This window comes from Pseudomonas sp. BT76 TE3572, assembly GCF_050435365.1.
Taxonomy (GTDB): Bacteria; Pseudomonadota; Gammaproteobacteria; order Pseudomonadales; family Pseudomonadaceae; genus Aquipseudomonas; species Aquipseudomonas fluorescens_W.
The window spans coordinates 2,191,594-2,211,029 of the sequence record NZ_JBNDKE010000001.1; the positions used below are offsets into that span (position 1 = coordinate 2,191,594).

The 19,436-nt window shown below is 59.2% G+C and carries 15 protein-coding genes and 3 pseudogenes; 8 read left to right on the forward strand and 10 right to left on the reverse strand.

Annotated features, from left to right (window positions below; genetic code table 11):
* Positions 1-2 precede the first annotated feature (2 nt).
* From nuoK to ABH912_RS10055, 5 genes and pseudogenes are all read left to right on the forward strand, one after another.
* Positions 3-311, forward strand: a complete 309-nt coding sequence (gene nuoK, locus ABH912_RS10035; RefSeq protein WP_007946416.1) for an NADH-quinone oxidoreductase subunit NuoK — start codon at positions 3-5, stop codon at positions 309-311.
* Complete coding sequence (nuoL, locus tag ABH912_RS10040; protein ID WP_429510556.1) at positions 308-2,161, forward strand: NADH-quinone oxidoreductase subunit L; 1,854 nt, start codon at positions 308-310, stop codon at positions 2,159-2,161. Before nuoK ends, nuoL begins: the two co-directional genes overlap by 4 nt.
* A 39-nt stretch (positions 2,162-2,200) precedes the next feature.
* Positions 2,201-3,733 (forward strand): NADH-quinone oxidoreductase subunit M, encoded by a 1,533-nt coding sequence (nuoM, locus tag ABH912_RS10045; RefSeq protein WP_033057076.1) that lies wholly within the window; start codon positions 2,201-2,203, stop codon positions 3,731-3,733.
* Between the two features lie 7 nt (positions 3,734-3,740).
* Positions 3,741-5,204 carry an NADH-quinone oxidoreductase subunit NuoN gene (gene nuoN / locus ABH912_RS10050; protein ID WP_033057078.1) on the forward strand — a complete coding sequence of 488 codons (1,464 nt, stop codon included), beginning with the start codon at positions 3,741-3,743 and terminating at the stop codon, positions 5,202-5,204.
* A gap of 208 nt (positions 5,205-5,412) precedes the next feature.
* Positions 5,413-5,657: pseudogene (locus ABH912_RS10055) on the forward strand (type II toxin-antitoxin system Phd/YefM family antitoxin).
* Positions 5,658-5,744: 87 nt separating this feature from the next.
* On the opposite strand, the pseudogene ABH912_RS10060 reads toward ABH912_RS10055, so the two are convergent.
* The 8 genes and pseudogenes from ABH912_RS10060 to ABH912_RS10095 form a co-directional block, all read right to left on the reverse strand.
* A pseudogene (locus tag ABH912_RS10060) lies at positions 5,745-5,903 on the reverse strand (co-regulatory protein PtrA N-terminal domain-containing protein); the annotation flags it as partial.
* Between the two features lie 79 nt (positions 5,904-5,982).
* Positions 5,983-6,183, reverse strand: coding sequence for a co-regulatory protein PtrA N-terminal domain-containing protein (locus ABH912_RS10065; RefSeq protein WP_429510557.1), 201 nt, complete (start codon positions 6,181-6,183; stop codon positions 5,983-5,985).
* Positions 6,184-6,398: 215 nt separating this feature from the next.
* On the reverse strand, positions 6,399-8,141 hold the full coding sequence (locus ABH912_RS10070; protein WP_033057087.1) for an extracellular solute-binding protein: 1,743 nt from the start codon (positions 8,139-8,141) through the stop codon (positions 6,399-6,401).
* A gap of 47 nt (positions 8,142-8,188) precedes the next feature.
* On the reverse strand, positions 8,189-8,461 hold the full coding sequence (locus tag ABH912_RS10075) for a DUF2160 domain-containing protein (RefSeq protein ID WP_008146061.1): 273 nt from the start codon (positions 8,459-8,461) through the stop codon (positions 8,189-8,191).
* A 10-nt stretch (positions 8,462-8,471) separates the two neighbouring features.
* Positions 8,472-9,272, reverse strand: coding sequence for a carbohydrate ABC transporter permease (locus ABH912_RS10080; protein ID WP_033057089.1), 801 nt, complete (start codon positions 9,270-9,272; stop codon positions 8,472-8,474).
* Between the two features lie 8 nt (positions 9,273-9,280).
* On the reverse strand, positions 9,281-10,147 hold the full coding sequence (locus ABH912_RS10085) for a carbohydrate ABC transporter permease (RefSeq protein WP_046052483.1): 867 nt from the start codon (positions 10,145-10,147) through the stop codon (positions 9,281-9,283).
* Positions 10,148-10,149: 2 nt separating this feature from the next.
* Positions 10,150-11,241 carry an ABC transporter ATP-binding protein gene (locus ABH912_RS10090; RefSeq protein WP_046047474.1) on the reverse strand — a complete coding sequence of 364 codons (1,092 nt, stop codon included), beginning with the start codon at positions 11,239-11,241 and terminating at the stop codon, positions 10,150-10,152.
* On the reverse strand, positions 11,241-12,335 hold the full coding sequence (locus ABH912_RS10095; RefSeq protein WP_033057095.1) for an ABC transporter ATP-binding protein: 1,095 nt from the start codon (positions 12,333-12,335) through the stop codon (positions 11,241-11,243). The genes ABH912_RS10090 and ABH912_RS10095 overlap by 1 nt, the downstream gene beginning before the upstream one ends.
* Before the next feature lie 452 nt (positions 12,336-12,787).
* Here ABH912_RS10095 and ABH912_RS10100 point away from each other — a divergent pair, with 452 nt between their 5' ends.
* Complete coding sequence (locus ABH912_RS10100; protein WP_429510558.1) at positions 12,788-14,623, forward strand: sigma-54-dependent Fis family transcriptional regulator; 1,836 nt, start codon at positions 12,788-12,790, stop codon at positions 14,621-14,623.
* Between the two features lie 177 nt (positions 14,624-14,800).
* Here the strand turns inward: ABH912_RS10100 and cysS are convergent, their stop codons facing one another.
* The gene (gene cysS, locus ABH912_RS10105) at positions 14,801-16,183 is read right to left on the reverse strand and encodes a cysteine--tRNA ligase (protein ID WP_033057099.1); all 1,383 of its coding nucleotides are present in this window, start codon (positions 16,181-16,183) and stop codon (positions 14,801-14,803) included.
* Positions 16,184-16,198: 15 nt separating this feature from the next.
* Positions 16,199-17,897, reverse strand: a pseudogene (locus tag ABH912_RS10110) (glutamine--tRNA ligase/YqeY domain fusion protein).
* Between the two features lie 260 nt (positions 17,898-18,157).
* Here ABH912_RS10110 and ABH912_RS10115 point away from each other — a divergent pair.
* Positions 18,158-18,661: a peptidylprolyl isomerase gene (locus tag ABH912_RS10115; RefSeq protein WP_033057103.1), complete on the forward strand. Its 504-nt coding sequence runs from the start codon at positions 18,158-18,160 to the stop codon at positions 18,659-18,661.
* Positions 18,658-19,404 (forward strand): UDP-2,3-diacylglucosamine diphosphatase, encoded by a 747-nt coding sequence (gene lpxH, locus ABH912_RS10120; RefSeq protein ID WP_429510559.1) that lies wholly within the window; start codon positions 18,658-18,660, stop codon positions 19,402-19,404. The genes ABH912_RS10115 and lpxH overlap by 4 nt, the downstream gene beginning before the upstream one ends.
* The last annotated feature ends 32 nt before the right edge of the window (positions 19,405-19,436 follow it).

The window sequence follows — 19,436 nt, forward strand, 5'->3', positions numbered from 1 at the left end:
CGATGCCTGCTATCCCTATGGAGCATGGTCTGGCGGTCGCCGGCATCCTGTTCTGCCTCGGTCTGGTCGGCCTGATGGTCCGCCGCAACATTCTCTTCGTGCTGATGAGCCTGGAGGTCATGATGAATGCCTCCGCACTGGCCTTCATCGTTGCCGGTAGCCGCTGGGCGCAGCCGGATGGACAGATCATGTTCATCCTGGTGATCAGCCTGGCAGCCGCCGAGGCCAGTATTGGCCTGGCGATTCTGTTGCAGCTGTATCGCCGCTTCCACACTCTCGATATCGACGCTGCCAGCGAGATGCGCGGATGAATCTTCTCTATCTGACTTTCGTATTCCCTCTCATAGGTTTCCTGCTGCTGGCGTTCTCACGCGGCCGCCTCTCGGAAAACCTGTCGGCGCTGATCGGCGTCGGTTCCATTGGACTGTCGGCCATCGTCACGGCTTATGTGATCTGGCAATTCAACGTCGCCCCGCCGGAAGGCGGTCACTACACCATGGTGTTGTGGCAGTGGATGGCGGTGGAAGGCTTTACGCCGAACTTCGCGCTGTACCTGGATGGTCTGTCCCTGACCATGCTCGGTGTGGTGGTCGGCGTCGGCTTCCTGATCCACCTGTTCGCGTCCTGGTACATGCGCGGTGAGGCCGGTTACTCGCGCTTCTTCGCCTACACCAACCTGTTTATCGCCAGCATGCTGTTCCTGGTCCTGGGCGATAACCTGTTGTTCCTGTACTTCGGTTGGGAAGGCGTGGGCTTGTGCTCGTACCTGTTGATCGGTTTCTACTACAGCAACCGCAACAACGGTAACGCGGCACTCAAAGCCTTCATCGTCACCCGTATCGGCGACGTGTTCATGGCCATCGGCCTGTTCATCCTGTTCGCACAACTGGGCACGCTGAACATCCAGGAACTGCTGGTGCTGGCACCACAGAAATTCCAGTCTGGCGACTTCTGGATGGTCATGGCCACCCTGATGCTGCTAGGCGGCGCTGTCGGTAAATCCGCGCAACTGCCGCTGCAAACCTGGCTGGCGGACGCGATGGCCGGTCCTACTCCGGTTTCGGCACTGATCCACGCCGCAACCATGGTAACCGCCGGTGTCTACCTGATCGCCCGTACTCACGGCCTGTTTTCCCTGGCGCCGGACATCCTGCACCTGGTTGGCGTTGTCGGTGGCGTGACCCTGGTACTCGCCGGTTTTGCCGCACTGGTCCAGACCGACATCAAACGTATCCTCGCCTACTCGACCATGAGCCAGATCGGCTACATGTTCCTGGCGCTGGGCGTTGGTGCGTGGGATGGCGCGATCTTCCACCTGATGACCCACGCCTTCTTCAAGGCGCTGCTGTTCCTTGCGTCCGGTGCGGTGATCGTTGCCTGCCACCACGAGCAGAACATCTTCAAAATGGGCGGCCTGTGGAAGAAACTGCCACTGGCCTACGCCAGCTTCATCGTCGGCGGCGCGGCCCTGGCGGCCCTGCCACTGGTGACCGCAGGCTTCTACTCCAAGGACGAAATCCTCTGGGAAGCGTTCGCCAGCGGCAACCACGGCCTGCTTTACGCCGGTCTGGTCGGTGCGTTCATGACGTCGCTGTACACCTTCCGCCTGATCTTCATCACGTTCCACGGTGAAGTGAAGACCGAAGCGCACGCCGGTCACGGCATCGCTCACTGGCTGCCACTGTCGGTGCTGATCGTGTTGTCTACCGCCATTGGCGCGATGATCGTTCCACCGCTGCACGGCGTGCTGCCGGAAAGCGTCGGCCATGCCGGTGGCGAAGCCAAGCACAGTCTGGAAATCGCGTCGGGCGCCATCGCCCTGTCCGGGATCCTGCTGGCCGCACTGCTGTTCCTCGGCAAGCGTCGCTTCGTCACTGCAATCGCCAACAGCGGCATTGGCCGCTTCCTTTCGGCCTGGTGGTTCGCTGCCTGGGGCTTCGACTGGATCTACGACAAACTGTTCGTCAAGCCATACCTTGCGATCAGCCACGCACTGCGCAGAGACCCGCTCGACCAGACCATCGGTCTGATCCCGCGTATGGCCAAAGGTGGTCACACTGCCCTGAGCCGTACCGAAACCGGTCAACTGCGTTGGTACGCGGCATCGATGGCAGCCGGCTCCGTGCTGGTCATCGGCGCCATCGTGCTGGTAGCGGTCTGATATGAACCTTGCGAACTTGCGAAAGGAATTGAGCCCGTCATGATTCTGCCTTGGCTAATCCTGATCCCCTTCATCGGCGGCCTGCTGTGCTGGATGGGTGAGCGCTTCGGCGCTACCCTCCCCCGCTGGATTGCGCTGTTGACCATGACCCTGGAACTCGCACTCGGCCTCTGGCTGTGGGCCCACGGTAATTATTCATTTGCTCCGGCACCTGGCGCCGATCCGACCTGGGCGCTTGAGTTCAAGCACATCTGGATCGAGCGCTTCGGCATCAGCGTGCACCTGGCCCTCGACGGCCTGTCGCTGTTGATGATCCTGCTGACCGGTCTGCTGGGTATCCTCTCGGTACTCTGCTCGTGGAAAGAGATCCAGCGTCACGTTGGCTTCTTCCACTTGAACCTGATGTGGATCCTGGGCGGTGTCGTCGGCGTGTTTCTCGCCCTCGACCTGTTCATGTTCTTCTTCTTCTGGGAAATGATGCTGGTGCCGATGTACTTCCTCATCGCGCTCTGGGGTCACAGTTCTTCGGACGGCAAGAAAACCCGGATCTACGCGGCGACCAAGTTCTTCATCTTCACTCAGGCTTCCGGCCTGATCATGTTGGTGGCGATCCTGGGTCTGGTACTGGTCAACTTCAACGACACCGGCGTGATTACCTTCAACTACGCCGATCTGTTGAAAACCAAGATGTCGCTGACCACCGAGTACATCCTGATGCTCGGCTTCTTCATCGCCTTCGCGGTGAAACTGCCGGTCGTGCCGTTCCACTCCTGGTTGCCTGACGCTCACGCACAGGCACCGACAGCGGGTTCGGTCGACCTGGCCGGTATCTTGCTGAAAACGGCTGCTTACGGTCTGCTGCGTTTCGCCCTGCCGCTGTTCCCGAATGCCTCGGCCGAGTTCGCGCCGTTCGCCATGACCCTGGGTCTGATCGGGATCTTCTACGGTGCGTTCCTGGCCTTCGCCCAAACCGACATCAAGCGTCTGATCGCCTACTCCTCCGTTTCCCACATGGGTTTCGTGTTGATCGGCATCTACTCCGGCAGCCAACTGGCGCTGCAAGGCGCGGTGATGCAGATGCTGGCGCACGGTCTGTCGGCGGCGGCACTCTTTATCCTCAGTGGTCAACTGTACGAGCGTACCCACACCCGCGACATGCGTGAAATGGGTGGCCTGTGGTCGAAGATCGCTTACCTGCCGGCCGTCAGCCTGTTCTTCGCAGCCGCGTCCCTGGGCTTGCCGGCTACCGGTAACTTTGTGGGTGAGTTCCTGATCCTGATCGGCACGTTCCCGAGCGCTCCAATCATCACTATCCTCGCGACGTCCGGTCTGGTGTTCGGTTCGGTCTACTCGCTGATCATGATCCACCGTGCCTACTTCGGCCCGTCCAAATCGGACGCGGTGCTGCATGGCATGGATGGTCGCGAACTGATCATGGTGGTCGGTCTGGCAGCGTTGCTGATTTTCATCGGCGTGTACCCGCAACCGTTCCTCGATACCTCTGCTGCGACGATGCATGGCGTGCAGCAATGGCTCGGCACCGCCTTCACTCAACTCGCTTCGGCCCGGTAAGAGCGCTATGGAATTCACGACTCAACACTTTATCGCGCTTGCGCCGTTGTTGATCACCAGCGCCACGATCATCGTGGTGATGCTGGCGATCGCCTGGCGCCGCAACCACTCGCAGACCTTCCTGATTTCCGTGGCGGGTCTGAACCTGGCGTTGCTGTCGATCCTGCCAGCCCTGAAAGTCGCGCCTCTGGCGGTGACTCCACTGCTGCAGATCGACACCTTCGCTTGCCTGTATATGGCGCTGATCCTGGTCGCCACCCTCGCTTGTGTGACCCTCGCCCACGCCTACCTCGGCGATGGCGGTTCGGGTTACCCGGGCAACCGTGAAGAACTTTACCTGCTGATCCTGATGGCCGCCGCCGGTGGCCTGGTACTGGTTAGCGCGCAGCACCTGGCCGGGTTGTTCATCGGTCTGGAACTGCTCTCGGTACCGGTCTACGGTCTGGTGGCTTATGCCTTCTTCAACAAGCGTTCGCTGGAAGCCGGTATCAAGTACATGGTGCTGTCGGCCGCCGGTTCCGCGTTCCTGTTGTTCGGCATGGCCCTGCTCTACGCCGACTCCGGCAGCCTGAGCTTCGTCGGTATCGGCCAGGCCCTCGCGGCCACCGGCCTGCCAAGCTCGCTGGCGCAACTGGGCCTGGGCATGATGCTGATCGGTCTGGCGTTCAAGCTGTCGCTGGTACCGTTCCACCTCTGGACCCCGGACGTGTACGAAGGTGCTCCGGCACCGGTGGCCGCGTTCCTGGCCACCGCTTCGAAAGTCGCTGTGTTCGCGGTGATGGTGCGTCTGTTCCAGATCTCGCCGGCGGCGAGCAGCGGTGTACTGAGCGACGTACTGACCATCATCGCCATCGCGTCGATCCTGTTCGGTAACCTGCTGGCACTGACCCAGAGCAACCTCAAGCGTCTGCTGGGTTACTCGTCCATCGCTCACTTCGGTTACCTGCTGATCGCCCTGGTGGCGAGCAAGGGCCTGGCCGTGGAAGCCATCGGCGTGTACCTGGTCACCTACGTGATCACCAGCCTCGGCGCGTTCGGCGTGATCACCCTGATGTCCTCGCCGTACAACGGCCGTGATGCGGATGCCCTGTACGAATACCGCGGCCTGTTCTGGCGCCGTCCGTACCTGACCGCCGTACTGACCGTGATGATGCTGTCCCTGGCCGGCATCCCGCTGACCGCGGGCTTTATCGGCAAGTTCTACATCATCGCTACCGGCGTCGAGTCGCACCAATGGTGGCTGGTCGGTTCCCTGGTACTGGGCAGCGCCATCGGCGTCTTCTACTACCTGCGTGTGATGGTCACCCTGTACCTGATCGAACCGAACCTGCGTCGCCACGATGCGCAACTGCACTGGGAACAACGTGCAGGCGGCGTGATGCTGCTGGCCATCGCCGCACTGGCGTTCTTCCTCGGGCTGTATCCGCAGCCGTTGCTGGTGCTGGTTCAGCAGGCGGGGTTGGCGGGTTGATCGCTTAAGCGACACTCGGTAGAAAACAGAAACGGCACCTTCGGGTGCCGTTTTTGCATCTGTACGATTTGTTACCGCTGCACTCCCCGCCTCTCGCAATCCCCGAAAGCTCCCGCCGGACTATCCGCCTCGTCCTACAGCCAGCATTGAGTACTTGGTTCTATCTTGAGTGACTGGCTGGATCGATAAATAAACGCGAGAAAGAACAATGAACCGTGACATCGTCGTTCCGTTGGCCGAAGCAGAAAACGATCTGTCCAAACTCGTCGATGACGCGGCTGCCGGACAGATCATCACGATTGCCAAACATGGTCGGGCCCTTGCGCATCTGGTTCCGGAGGGAAAACCCACGGCCAGCGTACCGGAGCGATGAAAGGCAAACTGGTGCTCCCAGAAGACTTTGACGCCCCACTGCCTGACGGCATGCTCGATGCTTTTGAAGGTTGCCTGTGACCTCTGAACACTCCATTGCCATGAAGGATCGCTTGAAGGCCAACGGCAAGGTCCCCAAACAGATCATCTGTGCAGCGATGCGCAAGCCACCGGCGCAGGTTTGCCCTGATTGGCCGCGTATTGCTCCATGGCTTTGACGTTGGCACTGAACGCCTTCTCAAACGTCCTGTCACCGCCGCCTTCTGCCAGCGCATTCAACGACATCGCCATCACACCGACGAACGTCATCAACTTAAAAACTTTCAAATCCAATACCTTCAAATCCAGGCTCAAAAAAAAGCCCACCATCGGCATTCGATGACGGGCTGGTTCAGGTGCGACACGCTTACAAGTTTTTGGTCTTGTCGTCCTTTTTTTCATTCAACACGACGGGGTTACGCGCCTGTTCTTTGGCGACAAACGCCTCCACCGAGCGGTCATTGGCCGCCATCATTTTTTCAAAGGCTCTGTCGCCGCCACCTTCTGCCAAAACAACAGAAGACATCACCAACGCCGCTACAAATGCACTCAGCTCTGCAGGTTTCATGTTTGATTCCTCGTTTAATTAACTAACGAGGCCAAGGTAACAATCCGAACCTTTCATGACGGTGGCGCGCAAATTACATATTCGTCATGTAGCCTGAAAGGTATCTGTGACGAGGGAGCTTGCTCCCGCTGGGTCGCTTGCTTGCAAAAGCGGTCCATCAGGCACAAATGAAAACGGCACCTTACGGTGCCGTTCGCGTTTCACATTAAAGCCTCTTACTTCCGTGCATCAGCCCACGATTTCAGCAGTTCGTTGTAGCTCACGGTTTCACCTTTAGGCTTCTCGTTCGCCAGTTTTGGCTTCGGTGCACCCGGCTGATCGAACCAGTATTGCGCATCGCGCTCGGGGTTCATTTTCGGTGCGCAGGTGGCTTGCGCCTTCGAGCGCTCCAGACGGGTCATGATCGCGTCCTGATCCTTGGCCAAACCATCCAGCGCCTGTTGCGGGGTTTTGTCGCCGCTGGCGGCTTCGGCAATATGGCTCCACCACAGTTGAGCCAGACGCGGATAGTCCGGCACGTTGGTCCCGGTCGGGGTCCATTGCACGCGGGCCGGGCTGCGGTAGAACTCCACCAGGCCACCGAGTTTCGGCGCCAGGTCGGTCATCGCTTGCGAGTTGATGTCCGATTCGCGGATTGGCGTCAGGCCGACGATGGTTTTCTTCAACGATACGGTTTTCGAGGTCACGAACTGCGCGTACAGCCAGGCCGCCAGTTTCTGTTTCTCAGGCGTGGACTTCATGAACGTCCACGAACCCACGTCCTGATACCCAAGCTTCATGCCCTCTTCCCAATACGGTCCGCGTGGCGATGGCGCCATGCGCCATTTCGGCGTGCCGTCGGCATTGACCACCGGCAGGCCCGGTTTGGTCATGTCCGCAGTGAATGCGGTGTACCAGAAAATTTGCTGGGCGATGTTGCCTTGGGACGGCACCGGGCCGGATTCGGAGAAGGTCATGCCCGCCGCTTCCGGTGGCGCGTATTTCTTCATCCAGTCGACGTATTTGGTGGTGGCAAACACCGCTGCCGGGCCGTTGGTATCACCCCCGCGGGTCACGCTGGAGCCGACCGGATGGCAGTCTTCGACACGAATGCCCCACTCATCCACTGGCAAACCGTTGGGCAAGCCCTTGTCACCGCCGCCGGCCATGGAGAACCAGGCATCGGTAAAGCGCCAGCCCAGGGATGGGTCTTTCTTGCCATAGTCCATGTGCCCATAGACCCGCTTGCCGTCGATTTCCTTGACGTCTTCGCTGAAGAATTTGGCAATGTCTTCATAGGCAGACCAGTTCACCGGCACGCCCAACTCGTAACCGTATTTTTCCTTGAACTTGGCTTTCAGCTCCGGCCGCTCGAACCAGTCGGCGCGGAACCAGTAGAGGTTGGCGAACTGTTGATCGGGCAATTGATAGAGCTTGCCGTCGGGCGCGGTGGTGAAGGAGATGCCGATGAAATCCTTGAGGTCCAAGGTCGGCGACGTAAAGTTTTTACCCTCATTGGCCATCAGGTCGGTGATGGCTTCGGTCTTGCCGTAACGGAAATGGGTACCGATAAGGTCCGAGTCGTTGACCCACCCGTCATAGATGCTTTTGTCCGACTGCATCACGGTCTGCAGTTTCTCCACGACATCGCCTTCTTGCAGCAGGTCGTGGGTGACTTTGATCCCGGTGATCTCGGTAAAGGCCTTGGCCAATACCTTGGATTCATACTCGTGCGTGGTCAGGGTTTCGGAAACAACCTTGATGTCCATCCCGCGAAACGGCTCTGCAGCCTTGATAAACCACTTCAGTTCTTCAAGCTGTTGATCCGCCGTCAGGGTAGACGGTTTGAATTCGCTGCCAATCCATTTCTTGGCCGCTTCTTCATAGGCATCGGCCCAGGCTGCAGCGCTCAGCCCGCTGAGTGCCAGCATGGCTGCCAATGAAACGCTATGTCGCAGCTTATTGTTTTTGTCGAACATAGAGACCTCCTTTTAGGGTTTCGGAGCAACTTTGCCGAGCGATTCGACTAGCCCCAACGCATCACAGCCAACAGCCACACCAGGGACAACGCGAACGCCACCCAGATGCTCCAGTCGGTGACGCCGATTACCAGCAAATGCAGGTAGGCGCTGCCGAGAAGACCGATAAACAACCGATCGCCACGGGTGGTGGCTATCGGCAACAAACCACGCCGAAGAATGCTCGGCGAACGCAATTCCCAGGTCGTCATGCCCACCAGGATCAAGGCAATGACACTGAAGAAGGCCGCCGTAGGGCCGGTCCAACTCATCCATTCCATCATCAGCTCCTCAGACCCGGCCCAGGGCAAAGCCCTTGGCCACGTGGTTGCGAACAAACCAGATCACCAGCATGCCCGGCAGGATGGTCAACACCCCCGCCGCCGCCAGCACGCCCCAGTCGATACCGGACGCCGAGACCGTGCGCGTCATCACCGCCGCAATCGGTTTGGCGTTGACCGACGTTAGCGTCCGCGCCAGCAGCAGTTCGACCCAGGAAAACATGAAGCAGAAAAATGCCGTGACACCGATCCCGGAGCCAATCAGCGGAACGAAAATCTTCACGAAGAACTTGGGGAAACTGTAGCCGTCGATGTAGGCGGTTTCGTCGATTTCCTTGGGAACCCCGGACATGAAGCCCTCAAGAATCCACACCGCCAACGGCACGTTGAACAGGCAATGAGCCAGCGCGACGGCGATGTGCGTATCGAATAAACCGATCGAGGAATACAGCTGGAAGAACGGCAACAGAAACACCGCCGGTGGTGCCATGCGGTTAGTCAGGAGCCAGAAAAACAGGTGCTTGTCACCGAGGAACCGATAGCGCGAGAACGCATACGCGGCCGGCAATGCCACGCTCAGCGAAATCACCGTGTTCATGCTCACGTAGTACAACGAGTTGAGGTAACCGGTGTACCAGGCCGGATCGGTGAAGATCACCTTGTAGTTGGCGAAGGTGAAATCCTGCGGAAACAACGTCAGGCCGCTGAGGATTTCGGTGTTGCTCTTGAAGGACATGTTCAGCAACCAGTAGATCGGCACCAGCAAGAACAGGATGTAGATCAGCAACGGAATAAGCTTTCTCTTGCTCATGGCAGACCTCAGCGGTTGGCGTCAGAGTGAGTCATGGCCGTATAGAACAGCCAGGACACCAACAGGATGATCAGGAAGTACACCAGCGAGAACGCCGCCGCCGGGCCGAGGTCGAATTGGCCTACAGCCATCTGGGTCAGGGTCTGACTCAAGAACGTCGTGGCATTCCCCGGACCGCCACCGGTCAGCACAAACGGTTCGGTGTAGATCATGAAACTGTCCATGAACCGCAGCATTACCGCGATCAACAGCACGCTCTTGAGCTTGGGCAACTGGATGTGTCGGAAAACCGCCCAGGCCGAGGCCCGATCAATCCGCGCCGCCTGGTAGTACACGTCCGGAATCGCCCGCAGCCCCGAGAAACACAACAGCGCCACCAACGACGTCCAGTGCCAGACATCCATCACCAGCACCGTGACCCAGGCGTCCATGGTGTTGGCCGCATAGTTGTAGCTAATGCCCATGGCATTGAGGCTCGAGCCCAGCAGGCCGATGTCCGCCCGACCGAAGATCTGCCAGATGGTGCCGACCACGTTCCACGGAATCAGCAACGGAATCGCCAGGATGATCAGCACCAGCGACGACCAGCGACCCTTGGTCGGCATGGTCAGGGCGATGGCGATGCCCAGCGGGATTTCGATCAGCAGCACACAGCCGGAATAGATGAACTGGCGCAGCAATGAGTCATGCAGGCGCGGATCGAGCAGCACTTGCTTGTACCAGTCGGCGCCGACGAAGTAGCGGCTGGACTGGTCGAAAATGTCCTGCACCGAGTAGTTGACCACGGTCATCATCGGGATCACCGCACTGAACGCCACCAGCAAAAACACCGGCAACACCAGCCACCAGGCCTTGTTGTTCTGCACCTTGTTCATGGCTACGTCTCCAGGAGATATTCGTCGGCATACACCATCAACCATTGCGCCGGGAAGCTGATGTAGGCGGTTCCCTCAGGCACTGGCTTGTCTTCGGCCAGGCGCACTTTCAAAGGGGCGCCGTCGAGGTTCAGGGTCATGATTTTGTAGGTGCCAAGGTCTTCGACGTGTACGACCTGTGCCTGCATCGCCTCATCAAACGGCTCGTCCCACACATGCACGAACTCCGGACGAATGCCGACCTTCAGGGTTTTCCACTCGGACTCGGCAACGCGTTTCTGCTGAGGATCGGACAGTGGCAAATGCGTCGAGGCGAACCCGACTCCACCCGGTTGCGGCTGCACCTCGATCAGGTTCATCCCCGGACTGCCGATGAAATAGCCGACAAAGGTGTGGCTCGGCCGCTCGAACAGTTCTCGCGGCGTGCCGAATTGCACAATCTGCCCGCCGTACATCACCGCGATCTTGTCGGCGAAGGTCGAGGCCTCCAGCTGATCGTGAGTGACGTAGACCATGGTGATGTTGAACTGCTCATGGATCTGCTTGAGCTTGCGCCGCAGCTTCCACTTCAGGTGCGGGTCGATCACCGTCAGCGGCTCATCGAACAGGATCGCTGACACGTCGTCGCGCACCAGCCCACGGCCCATGGAGACCTTCTGCTTTTCATCGGCGGTGAGGTTGCGCGCCTTCTTGTACAGCAAAGCCTGGAGGTCGAGGACTTCGGCGATTTCCTGCACCTTGCTGTGAATTTTCGCCTCGGCCATGCCCTGATTGCGCAGCGGGAAGGCCAGGTTATCGAACACCGTCATGGTGTCGTAGACCACCGGAAACTGGAAAACCTGAGCGATGTTGCGCTTCTCCGGAGTCAGGTCGTTGACCACTTTGCTGTCGAACAACACCTGGCCCTGAGACGGACTGAGCAGCCCCGAAATGATGTTGAGCAAGGTCGACTTGCCGCAGCCCGAAGGCCCGAGCAAGGCATAGGCACCGCCCTGCTCCCAGACGTGGTCCATCTCACGAATCGCATAATCCTCGGGACCGGTCGGCGTGCGGGTGTAACTGTGGGCGAGGTGCTGCAAACGAATTTCGGCCATCAGGCAACCCTCGCGATACGGCGACCGGGCGCCTGGACCAGCCGCCCCTGCGTATCGAAGACAAACAGTTTATGGGTCGGGATATAGATACGAATCGGCGCATCGACGTCGTATTCGTGAACGCCGGGCAAGTGCAGCACCAGCAGGAAATGCTCGTTGCGCACGTGCAGGAAGGTTTCCGATCCGCTGATCTCAGCCACCTCGACGGTCACCGCCAGTTCCAGGTCATCGTCGTTGCTCGGCACCAGCGAAATATGGCTGGGCCTAACGCCAAAGCGGAACTCGCCCTCGCCCACCGGCCGCAAATCGACGTTCAGCGGGAAGTGCACGAAATTGGCGAAGCTGACTTCGTTGCCGGCGATACGCCCCGGCATCAGGTTGATCGGCGGCTCGGAGAACAGCTCTGCCGCCAGCACGGTTTGCGGCTGGTGATACACCTCGGAAGACTTGCCGCTCTGAATCACCCGGCCTTCGTGAAGAATGGTGGTGGTGCCGCCCAGCGCCAGGGCTTCGTTGGGTTCGGTGGTGGCGTAGATGGCGATGGTGTGGTGAGCCTTGAACAACTCGCGCATTTCCTGACGAAGTTCTTCGCGCAGTTTGTAGTCGAGGTTCACCAGCGGTTCGTCGAACAGGATCAGTTCGGCATCCTTGACCAGCGCCCGGGCCATGGCCGTTCGCTGTTGCTGCCCACCGGAGAGTTCGAGGGGGTGGCGCTGGAGGAATTTCTCGATGCGCAACATCTTCGCGGTTTCCAGCACTTTGCTCTGGATCAGCTCATCGGATACACCGCCCTGGCGCAACGGCGAGGCGATGTTCTCGAACACCGTCATGGTCGGGTAGTTGATGAATTGCTGATAGACCATCGACACGTTGCGTAAACGCACCGGGCGCTGGGTGACGTCGACGCCGTTCATCAGGATGCGGCCGCTGTCAGGCTTGTCCAGACCAGCCATCAAGCGCATGAGACTGGTTTTGCCGGACAGCGTACGCCCGAGCAAAACGTTGAAGGATCCGGCTTCGAAACTAAGGCACGCATCGTCGATCCAGGTCTGGCCCTCGACGGTACGGCTGACGTGCTCCAGGGTTAATGACATGGCTCGGCCTTTTTATTATTTGAGTCAAGCGACCGGAGCTACAGAGCGACATTCGTGCCAGAAATTGCAAGCCGTTGATCTGGCTAGAGAATCCTTAAAGTGGAAGAAAAACCGCGTTCGTTGCTGAACAGAAATGAACAACCGCGACTGAACAATTGAACAACCCGGTGGTTGACAATGAACAATAGTGAACAACACTCTACGGATGCTTTAGCAATACGATTACTCGAATCCCCCGCGATCCTGTGTAGCAGCTGGCGAAGCCTGCGTTCGGCGACGCAGTCGTCGTGAAATCAGGCGGCACGGTGTATCAGGATTACCGTGTATTCAGGTTTTACGACGACTGCGCCGCCGAACGCAGGCTTCGCCAGCTGCTACAAAGATCGCGTCGGGCATTGGCGTCACGTAAAAATACTCATAACAAAAATAATAATGCTCAGAGATCGATTGCCATGGCCGCACCCGCCTTGCCGCTCTCCCACGACGCCATCATCCAGGACTCCTGGTCCCGATGCCGCGCGTTCGGCCTCAATCATCAGAGCGCCCCGGCGTTTGATCAGTTGCCGGCCGAGGGCATTGCGCAATTGCTGGAGAGCCAGCACTCACTGGTGCAAACCACTCACCAGGAAGTCCTGCCGTACTACGAGAACATCCTCAGTAACTCCAACTGCCTGATCATGCTCGCCGACAATCAGGGCCAGGTGCTGACGTCCTGGGGCACCCAGCGTTTTATCGAGCCGAACCTGACCCGCGGTTTCAGTGCCGGTGCCAGCTGGATGGAACGCTGCAGCGGCACCAATGCGATCGGCACCGCGCTGGCCTGCGAGCAGGCGGTGCACATTGAGCACGACGAACATTTCCTCAAGGCCAACCGTTTCATGACCGGTTCCGCCGCACCGATTTTCGATGCCGAGCGCAAGGTCATCGCGGTGCTGGACGTGTCCAGCGACAGCTACCTGCCGCCGTCCCACACCCTCGGCATGGTCAAGATGATGAGTCAGACCGTGGAAAACCGGCTGATCCTCAACCTGTTCCATGGCCAGCAATTCCAGCTGACCTTCAACACCGGACTGAACAACCTCGACAGCCAATGGGCCGGGCTGCTGATCTTTGATGAAACCGGCCAGGTGCTGTCCGCCAACCGGCGGGCCGACAATCTGCTGGGCATCAGCCTGTCGCGGGTCAGTGTCGAAAGTCTGTTCAAAGTCTCGCTGCTGGAGTTGCTGAACCAGCCGGACGGCCTGCCCTTCGCCTTGCAAACCTCGGGACGCAACCGCTTCCAGTGCCTGTTGAAGCGGCCGAAACAGGCAGTGATTCAGGCGCGAGTGTTTACTGAGCCCGCGGTGGAGGCACCGGCAGCGATCAGCCTCAGCACCCTGCATTTCGGTGACAGCCGCGTGGAAAAAGCCGTACGCCAGGCCGAGCGGTTGCTGGAAAAAGACATTCCACTGCTGATCCACGGCGAAACCGGAGTCGGCAAGGAAGTCTTCGTCAAAGCCCTGCATCAGGCCAGCTCTCGGAGCAAAAAACCGTTCATCGCCGTCAACTGTGCAGCCATCCCCGCCGAACTGGTGGAGTCCGAGCTGTTTGGCTACGAGAAAGGCGCGTTCACCGGTGCCAACCAGAAAGGCAGCATCGGGCTGATCCGCAAGGCCGACAAAGGCACCCTGTTCCTCGATGAAATCGGCGATATGCCGCTGCCGACTCAGGCTCGACTGCTGCGAGTGTTGCAGGAGCGTTGCGTGCAACCGGTGGGCAGCAGCGAGTTGTTCCCGGTGGATATCCGGATTATTTCCGCGACCAACCGCTCGTTGCGCGAGCAGGTGCAGTTGGGGCGATTCCGCGAGGATTTGTATTACCGGATTGGTGGCTTGACCCTGGAACTGCCGCCGTTAAGAGAGCGCAGTGATAAAGAGGCCTTGTTCAAACGCCTGTGGGAACAGCACCGCGAGCCCTCGCAGTGGGCCGGGTTGAGTCGAGAGGTGCTGGAGTTGTTCAGCCGTCATCCGTGGCCGGGTAATTTAAGACAGGTCAGCAGCGTGATGCAGGTAGCGCTGGCCATGGCCGAGGAACAACCGGTGCGGCTGGAGCATTTGCCGGATGATTTTTTTGTGGATTTGGAGATGGAGCCGGTGGATTTACCAGAGCCGTTGGCGGTGGATTTGAATGATGCCGAGGATTTGAATCGGCAGTTGCAGGCGGCGGGGGGGAATATCTCGCACTTGGCCCGACGGCTGGGGGTTAGCCGCAATACCCTTTACAAGCGATTGCGCCAGTCAGACAGCTGACTGCTGCGCAGTCAATCGCGAGCAGGCTCACTCCTACAGGGGATTTATGCCGCGACGAAGATCCAATGTAGGAGCGAGCCTGCTCGCGATGGCGTCAGCCCTGTCCCCGCAAACCTAAACCCTGCGCATAAACAAAAACCCGCACAAGGCGGGTTTTGTTTGTAGCAAACGCAGCAATCAGTCAGCCAGTCGCCAGGTCGTGCCGCCCTTCCCGTCTTCCAGCACCACGCCCATGGCGGTGAGCTGGTCGCGGATACGGTCGGATTCGGCCCAGTCTTTACCCGCACGAGCCGCCAGACGCGCGGCAATCAACGCATCAACTTCAGCCGCATCAACCCGCCCTTCAGCGCCGGCCTGCAAGAAGTCATCGGCCTCAAGCTGCAACACGCCCAGCACGCTCGCCAGTTCTTTCAGGCGCGCCGCCAGACCTGCTGCCGCATTGAGATCGCTCTCGCGCAGGCGGTTGATCTCGCGCACCATCTCGAACAACACCGCGCAAGCTTCCGGCGTGCCGAAGTCGTCGTTCATCACCTGGGTGAAGCGCTCGACAAAGCCTTCGCCACCGGCCGGTGCCACGTTCGGCAGGCCTTTCAACGCGTGGTAGAAACGCTCGAGAGCGCCTTTGGCGTCCTTGAGGTTGTCTTCCGAATAGTTGATCGCGCTGCGGTAGTGGCTCGACACCAGCAAGTAACGCACGACTTCCGGGTGATACTTTTCCAGCACGTCGCGAATGGTGAAGAAGTTGTTCAAGGACTTGGACATCTTCTCGCCATTGATGCGAATCATGCCGCAATGCATCCACGCGTTGGCGTAGGTCTTGCCGGTGGCCGCTTCGCTCTGGGCGATTTCGTTTTCGTGGTGCGGGAACTCGAGGTCGCTGCCGCCGCCATGAATATCGAAGGTTTCACCGAGGCAGCAGGTCGACATCACCGAGCACTCGATGTGCCAGCCCGGACGACCGTCGCCCCAAGGCGAAGGCCAGCTCGGCTCGCCCGGTTTGGCGCCCTTCCACAGCACGAAGTCCAGCGGGTCCTGCTTGGACTCGTCGACTTCGATCCGCGCGCCAATGCGCAGGTCTTCGATCTTCTTGCGCGACAGCTTGCCGTAGCCCATGAACTTGGCGACGCGGTAATACACGTCGCCATTGCCCGGGGCGTAGGCGTAACCCTTGTCGATCAAGGTCTGGATCATCGCGTGCATGCCGGGGATATGCCCGGTGGCGCGCGGTTCCATGTCCGGCTTCTGGATGTTCAGGCGCGCTTCGTCTTCGTGCATCGCCGCGATCATGCGCTCGGTCAAGGCTTCGAACGACTCGCCGTTCTCGTTGGCCCGATTGATGATCTTGTCGTCGATGTCGGTGATGTTGCGCACGTAAGTCAGGTCGTAGCCGCTGAACCGCAACCAGCGGGTCACCAGGTCGAACGCGACCATGCTGCGGCCGTGGCCCAGGTGGCAGTAGTCGTACACGGTCATCCCGCAGACGTACATGCGCACCTTGTTGCCATCCAGAGGCTTGAAGACTTCTTTGCTCTTGGTGAGCGTGTTGTAGATCGTAAGCACTTTAGGTTCCTTGAATCACTGGCCCCACGAATCACGCAAGGTCACGGTACGGTTGAACACCGGATGACCGGGTTTCGAGTCCTTGATATCCGCGACGAAGTAACCTTCGCGCTCGAACTGGAAACGGTCTTCCGGCTGTGCATTGCCCAGCGAAGGCTCAGCACGACAACCGGTGAGGACTTGCAGCGAGTCAGGGTTGATGTTGTCCAGGAAACTGGCGCTGTCTTCGGCCTTCTCAGGGTTGGCCGAACGGAACAGGCGATCGTACAGACGCACTTCGCACTCGACGCTGGCCGCGGCCGGCACCCAGTGAACCACGCCTTTGACCTTGCGGCCTTCAGGGTTCTTGCCCAGGGTTTCCGGGTCGTACGAGCAACGCAGTTCGACGATGTTGCCATCGGCGTCCTTGATCGCTTCGTCGGCGCGGATCACGTAGCTGCCGCGCAGACGCACTTCGCCAGCAGGTTCCAGGCGTTTGTAGCCTTTTGGCGGCTCTTCCATGAAGTCTTCACGGTCGATGTAGAGCTCACGGGCGAACGGCAGAACGCGCACACCCATGTCTTCTTTCGGGTGGCACGGCAGTTCGAGGTTCTCGACCTGGCCTTCCGGGTAGTTGGTGATCACGACTTTCAGCGGACGCAGCACGCACATGGCACGCGGGGCGCTGTGGTCGAGGTCGTCACGGATGCTGAATTCCAGCATGCCGAAGTCGACCACGCCGTCGGAACGGGTTGGTGCCGATCATTTCGCAGAAGTTGCGGATCGATTTCGGCGTGTAACCACGGCGGCGGAAGCCGGACAGCGTGGACATGCGCGGATCGTCCCAGCCATGAACGTGCTTTTCATCGACCAGTTGCTTGAGCTTGCGCTTGCTGGTGATCGTGTAGTTCAGGTTCAGACGGCTGAATTCGTACTGGCGCGGTTGCGCCGGCACGGGCAGGTTCTCGAGGAACCACTCGTACAGCGGACGATGGCTTTCGAACTCCAGGGTGCAGATCGAGTGAGTGATGCCTTCGATGGCATCCGACTGACCGTGGGTGAAGTCGTAGTTCGGGTAGATGCACCACTTGTCACCGGTCTGGTGGTGGTGAGCGTGACGGATGCGATACATGATTGGATCGCGCAGGTTCATGTTCGGCGAGGCCATGTCGATCTTGGCCCGCAGCACGCGTGCGCCGTCCTTGAATTCACCGGCCTTCATGCGGGCGAACCAGTCCAGGTTTTCTTCCACGGAGCGGTCACGGAACGGGCTGTTCTTGCCTGGCTCGGTCAGGGTGCCGCGATATTCCTTGGCCTGTTCAGGGCTCAGGTCGTCGACGTAGGCCTTGCCGGCCTTGATCAGCTCAACGGCCCAGTCGTGCAACTGGTCGAAATACTGCGAGGCGTAGCGCACTTCACCGGACCATTCGAAGCCCAGCCATTTGACGTCGCTTTCGATCGCGTCGATGTATTCCTGGTCTTCCTTGGCCGGGTTGGTGTCGTCGAAACGCAGGTGCGTGACGCCGCCAAATTCCTGGGCCAGGCCAAAGTTCACGCAAATCGACTTGGCGTGACCGATGTGCAGGTAGCCGTTGGGCTCAGGCGGGAAACGGGTGACGATCTGCGTGTGCTTACCCGAGTCCAGGTCCGCCTGGATGATCGGGCGCAGGAAATTGACCGGCACGGCAGGGCCGGTCTTGGAATTCGAGGTAGGGTCGACAGTGGGCTTGCTCATAGGATCCTTGAACGTACAAGTGCGCGGCCAGTTGGCCAAATCAAAGCGGCTGTTAAAACAAAGGGGCTTATCATAGCCGATGCCGCCAAGTCGCTGACAGAGCAGGCCCGAAAACGGCTGCATTTAATCGGATGCAAATGAAAAACAGCCTCGAAATTCGCGCCCGGCACGCTAAACTGCGCACCTTGGCCAACATTGGCCGGACCGGTTGAGGGCTTCAACGCCCCGAAACCCACGAATTCCTATAAAGAGTACCGATCATGACTCAAGTCAAACTGACCACCAACCATGGCGACATCGTCCTGGAACTGAACGCTGAAAAAGCCCCGATCACCGTGGCCAACTTCATCGAGTACGTCAAAGCCGGTCACTACGAAAACACCGTTTTCCACCGCGTCATCGGTAACTTCATGATCCAGGGCGGCGGTTTCGAGCCAGGCATGAAAGAAAAGAAAGACAAGCGCCCTAGCATCCAGAACGAAGCCGACAACGGCCTGCCGAACGAGAAGTACACCGTCGCCATGGCCCGCACCATGGAGCCGCATTCGGCTTCCGCCCAGTTCTTCATCAACGTGGCTGACAACAGCTTCCTGAACCACAGCGCCAAGACCACTCAGGGCTGGGGCTACGCGGTATTCGCCAAAGTCGTTGCAGGCACCGACGTGGTCGACAAGATCAAAGGTGTTTCCACCACCATGAAGTCCGGCCACCAGGACGTACCAGCAGAAGACGTGATCATCGAGAAAGCCGAGATCATTGAGTGATACTGCTGATTTCAGACTTGCATCTGGAAGAGGAGCGCCCGGACATTACCCGGGCGTTTCTGGATTTGCTCGCCGGACGCGCCCGCTCGGCGAGTGCGTTGTACATCCTGGGCGACTTTTTCGAGGCGTGGATTGGCGACGATGCCATGACGCCGTTCCAGCGTTCCATCTGCCAGGCCCTGCGCGATCTTAGCGACAGCGGCACGGCCATTTTTCTGATGCACGGCAATCGCGACTTCATGCTCGGCCAGGCCTTCTGCAAACAGGCCGGCTGCACGTTGTTGAAAGACCCGAGTGTCGTGCAGTTTTACGGTGAGCCGGTGCTGTTGATGCACGGCGACAGCCTCTGCACCCGCGACGAGGCTTATATGAAGCTGCGTCGCTATCTGCGTAATCCGATCACCCTGTTCATCCTGCGCCACTTGCCTTTGCGGACTCGCCATAAACTGGCGCGCAAGCTGCGCAGTGAAAGCCGTGCGCAGACGCGGATGAAGGCCAATGACATTGTGGATGTCACGCCGGAAGAAGTGCCGCGGATCATGCAGGCCTTTGGCGTGAAGACCTTGATCCATGGGCATACCCATCGCCCGGCCATCCACAAATTGCAGATTGGCGAGCAGGCGGCCAAGCGCATTGTGCTGGGGGATTGGGATCGTCAGGGCTGGGCGTTGCAGGTGGATGAGCAAGGGTTTGCGTTGGCGCCGTTCGACTTCGTCCCGCTGCTGGGTTTACCTAACGGCTGAAAACCACCCCTCACCCCAGCCCTCTCCCCAAA

Bases quoted from the DNA above. Each gene is read 5' to 3' on its own strand.
- ABH912_RS10100 (WP_429510558.1), top strand. From the start codon at position 12,788: ATGGCCGCACCCGCCTTGCCGCTCTCCCACGACGCCATCATCCAGGAC.
- nuoL (WP_429510556.1), top strand. From the start codon at position 308: ATGAATCTTCTCTATCTGACTTTCGTATTCCCTCTCATAGGTTTCCTG.
- ABH912_RS10090 (WP_046047474.1), bottom strand. From the start codon at position 11,241: ATGGCCGAAATTCGTTTGCAGCACCTCGCCCACAGTTACACCCGCACG.
- ABH912_RS10115 (WP_033057103.1), top strand. From the start codon at position 18,158: ATGACTCAAGTCAAACTGACCACCAACCATGGCGACATCGTCCTGGAA.
- ABH912_RS10065 (WP_429510557.1), bottom strand. From the start codon at position 6,183: ATGAAACCTGCAGAGCTGAGTGCATTTGTAGCGGCGTTGGTGATGTCT.
- ABH912_RS10085 (WP_046052483.1), bottom strand. From the start codon at position 10,147: ATGAACAAGGTGCAGAACAACAAGGCCTGGTGGCTGGTGTTGCCGGTG.
- nuoM (WP_033057076.1), top strand. From the start codon at position 2,201: ATGATTCTGCCTTGGCTAATCCTGATCCCCTTCATCGGCGGCCTGCTG.
- nuoN (WP_033057078.1), top strand. From the start codon at position 3,741: ATGGAATTCACGACTCAACACTTTATCGCGCTTGCGCCGTTGTTGATC.
- ABH912_RS10080 (WP_033057089.1), bottom strand. From the start codon at position 9,272: ATGAGCAAGAGAAAGCTTATTCCGTTGCTGATCTACATCCTGTTCTTG.
- ABH912_RS10070 (WP_033057087.1), bottom strand. From the start codon at position 8,141: ATGTTCGACAAAAACAATAAGCTGCGACATAGCGTTTCATTGGCAGCC.
- nuoK (WP_007946416.1), top strand. From the start codon at position 3: ATGCCTGCTATCCCTATGGAGCATGGTCTGGCGGTCGCCGGCATCCTG.
- ABH912_RS10095 (WP_033057095.1), bottom strand. From the start codon at position 12,335: ATGTCATTAACCCTGGAGCACGTCAGCCGTACCGTCGAGGGCCAGACC.
- ABH912_RS10075 (WP_008146061.1), bottom strand. From the start codon at position 8,461: ATGGAATGGATGAGTTGGACCGGCCCTACGGCGGCCTTCTTCAGTGTC.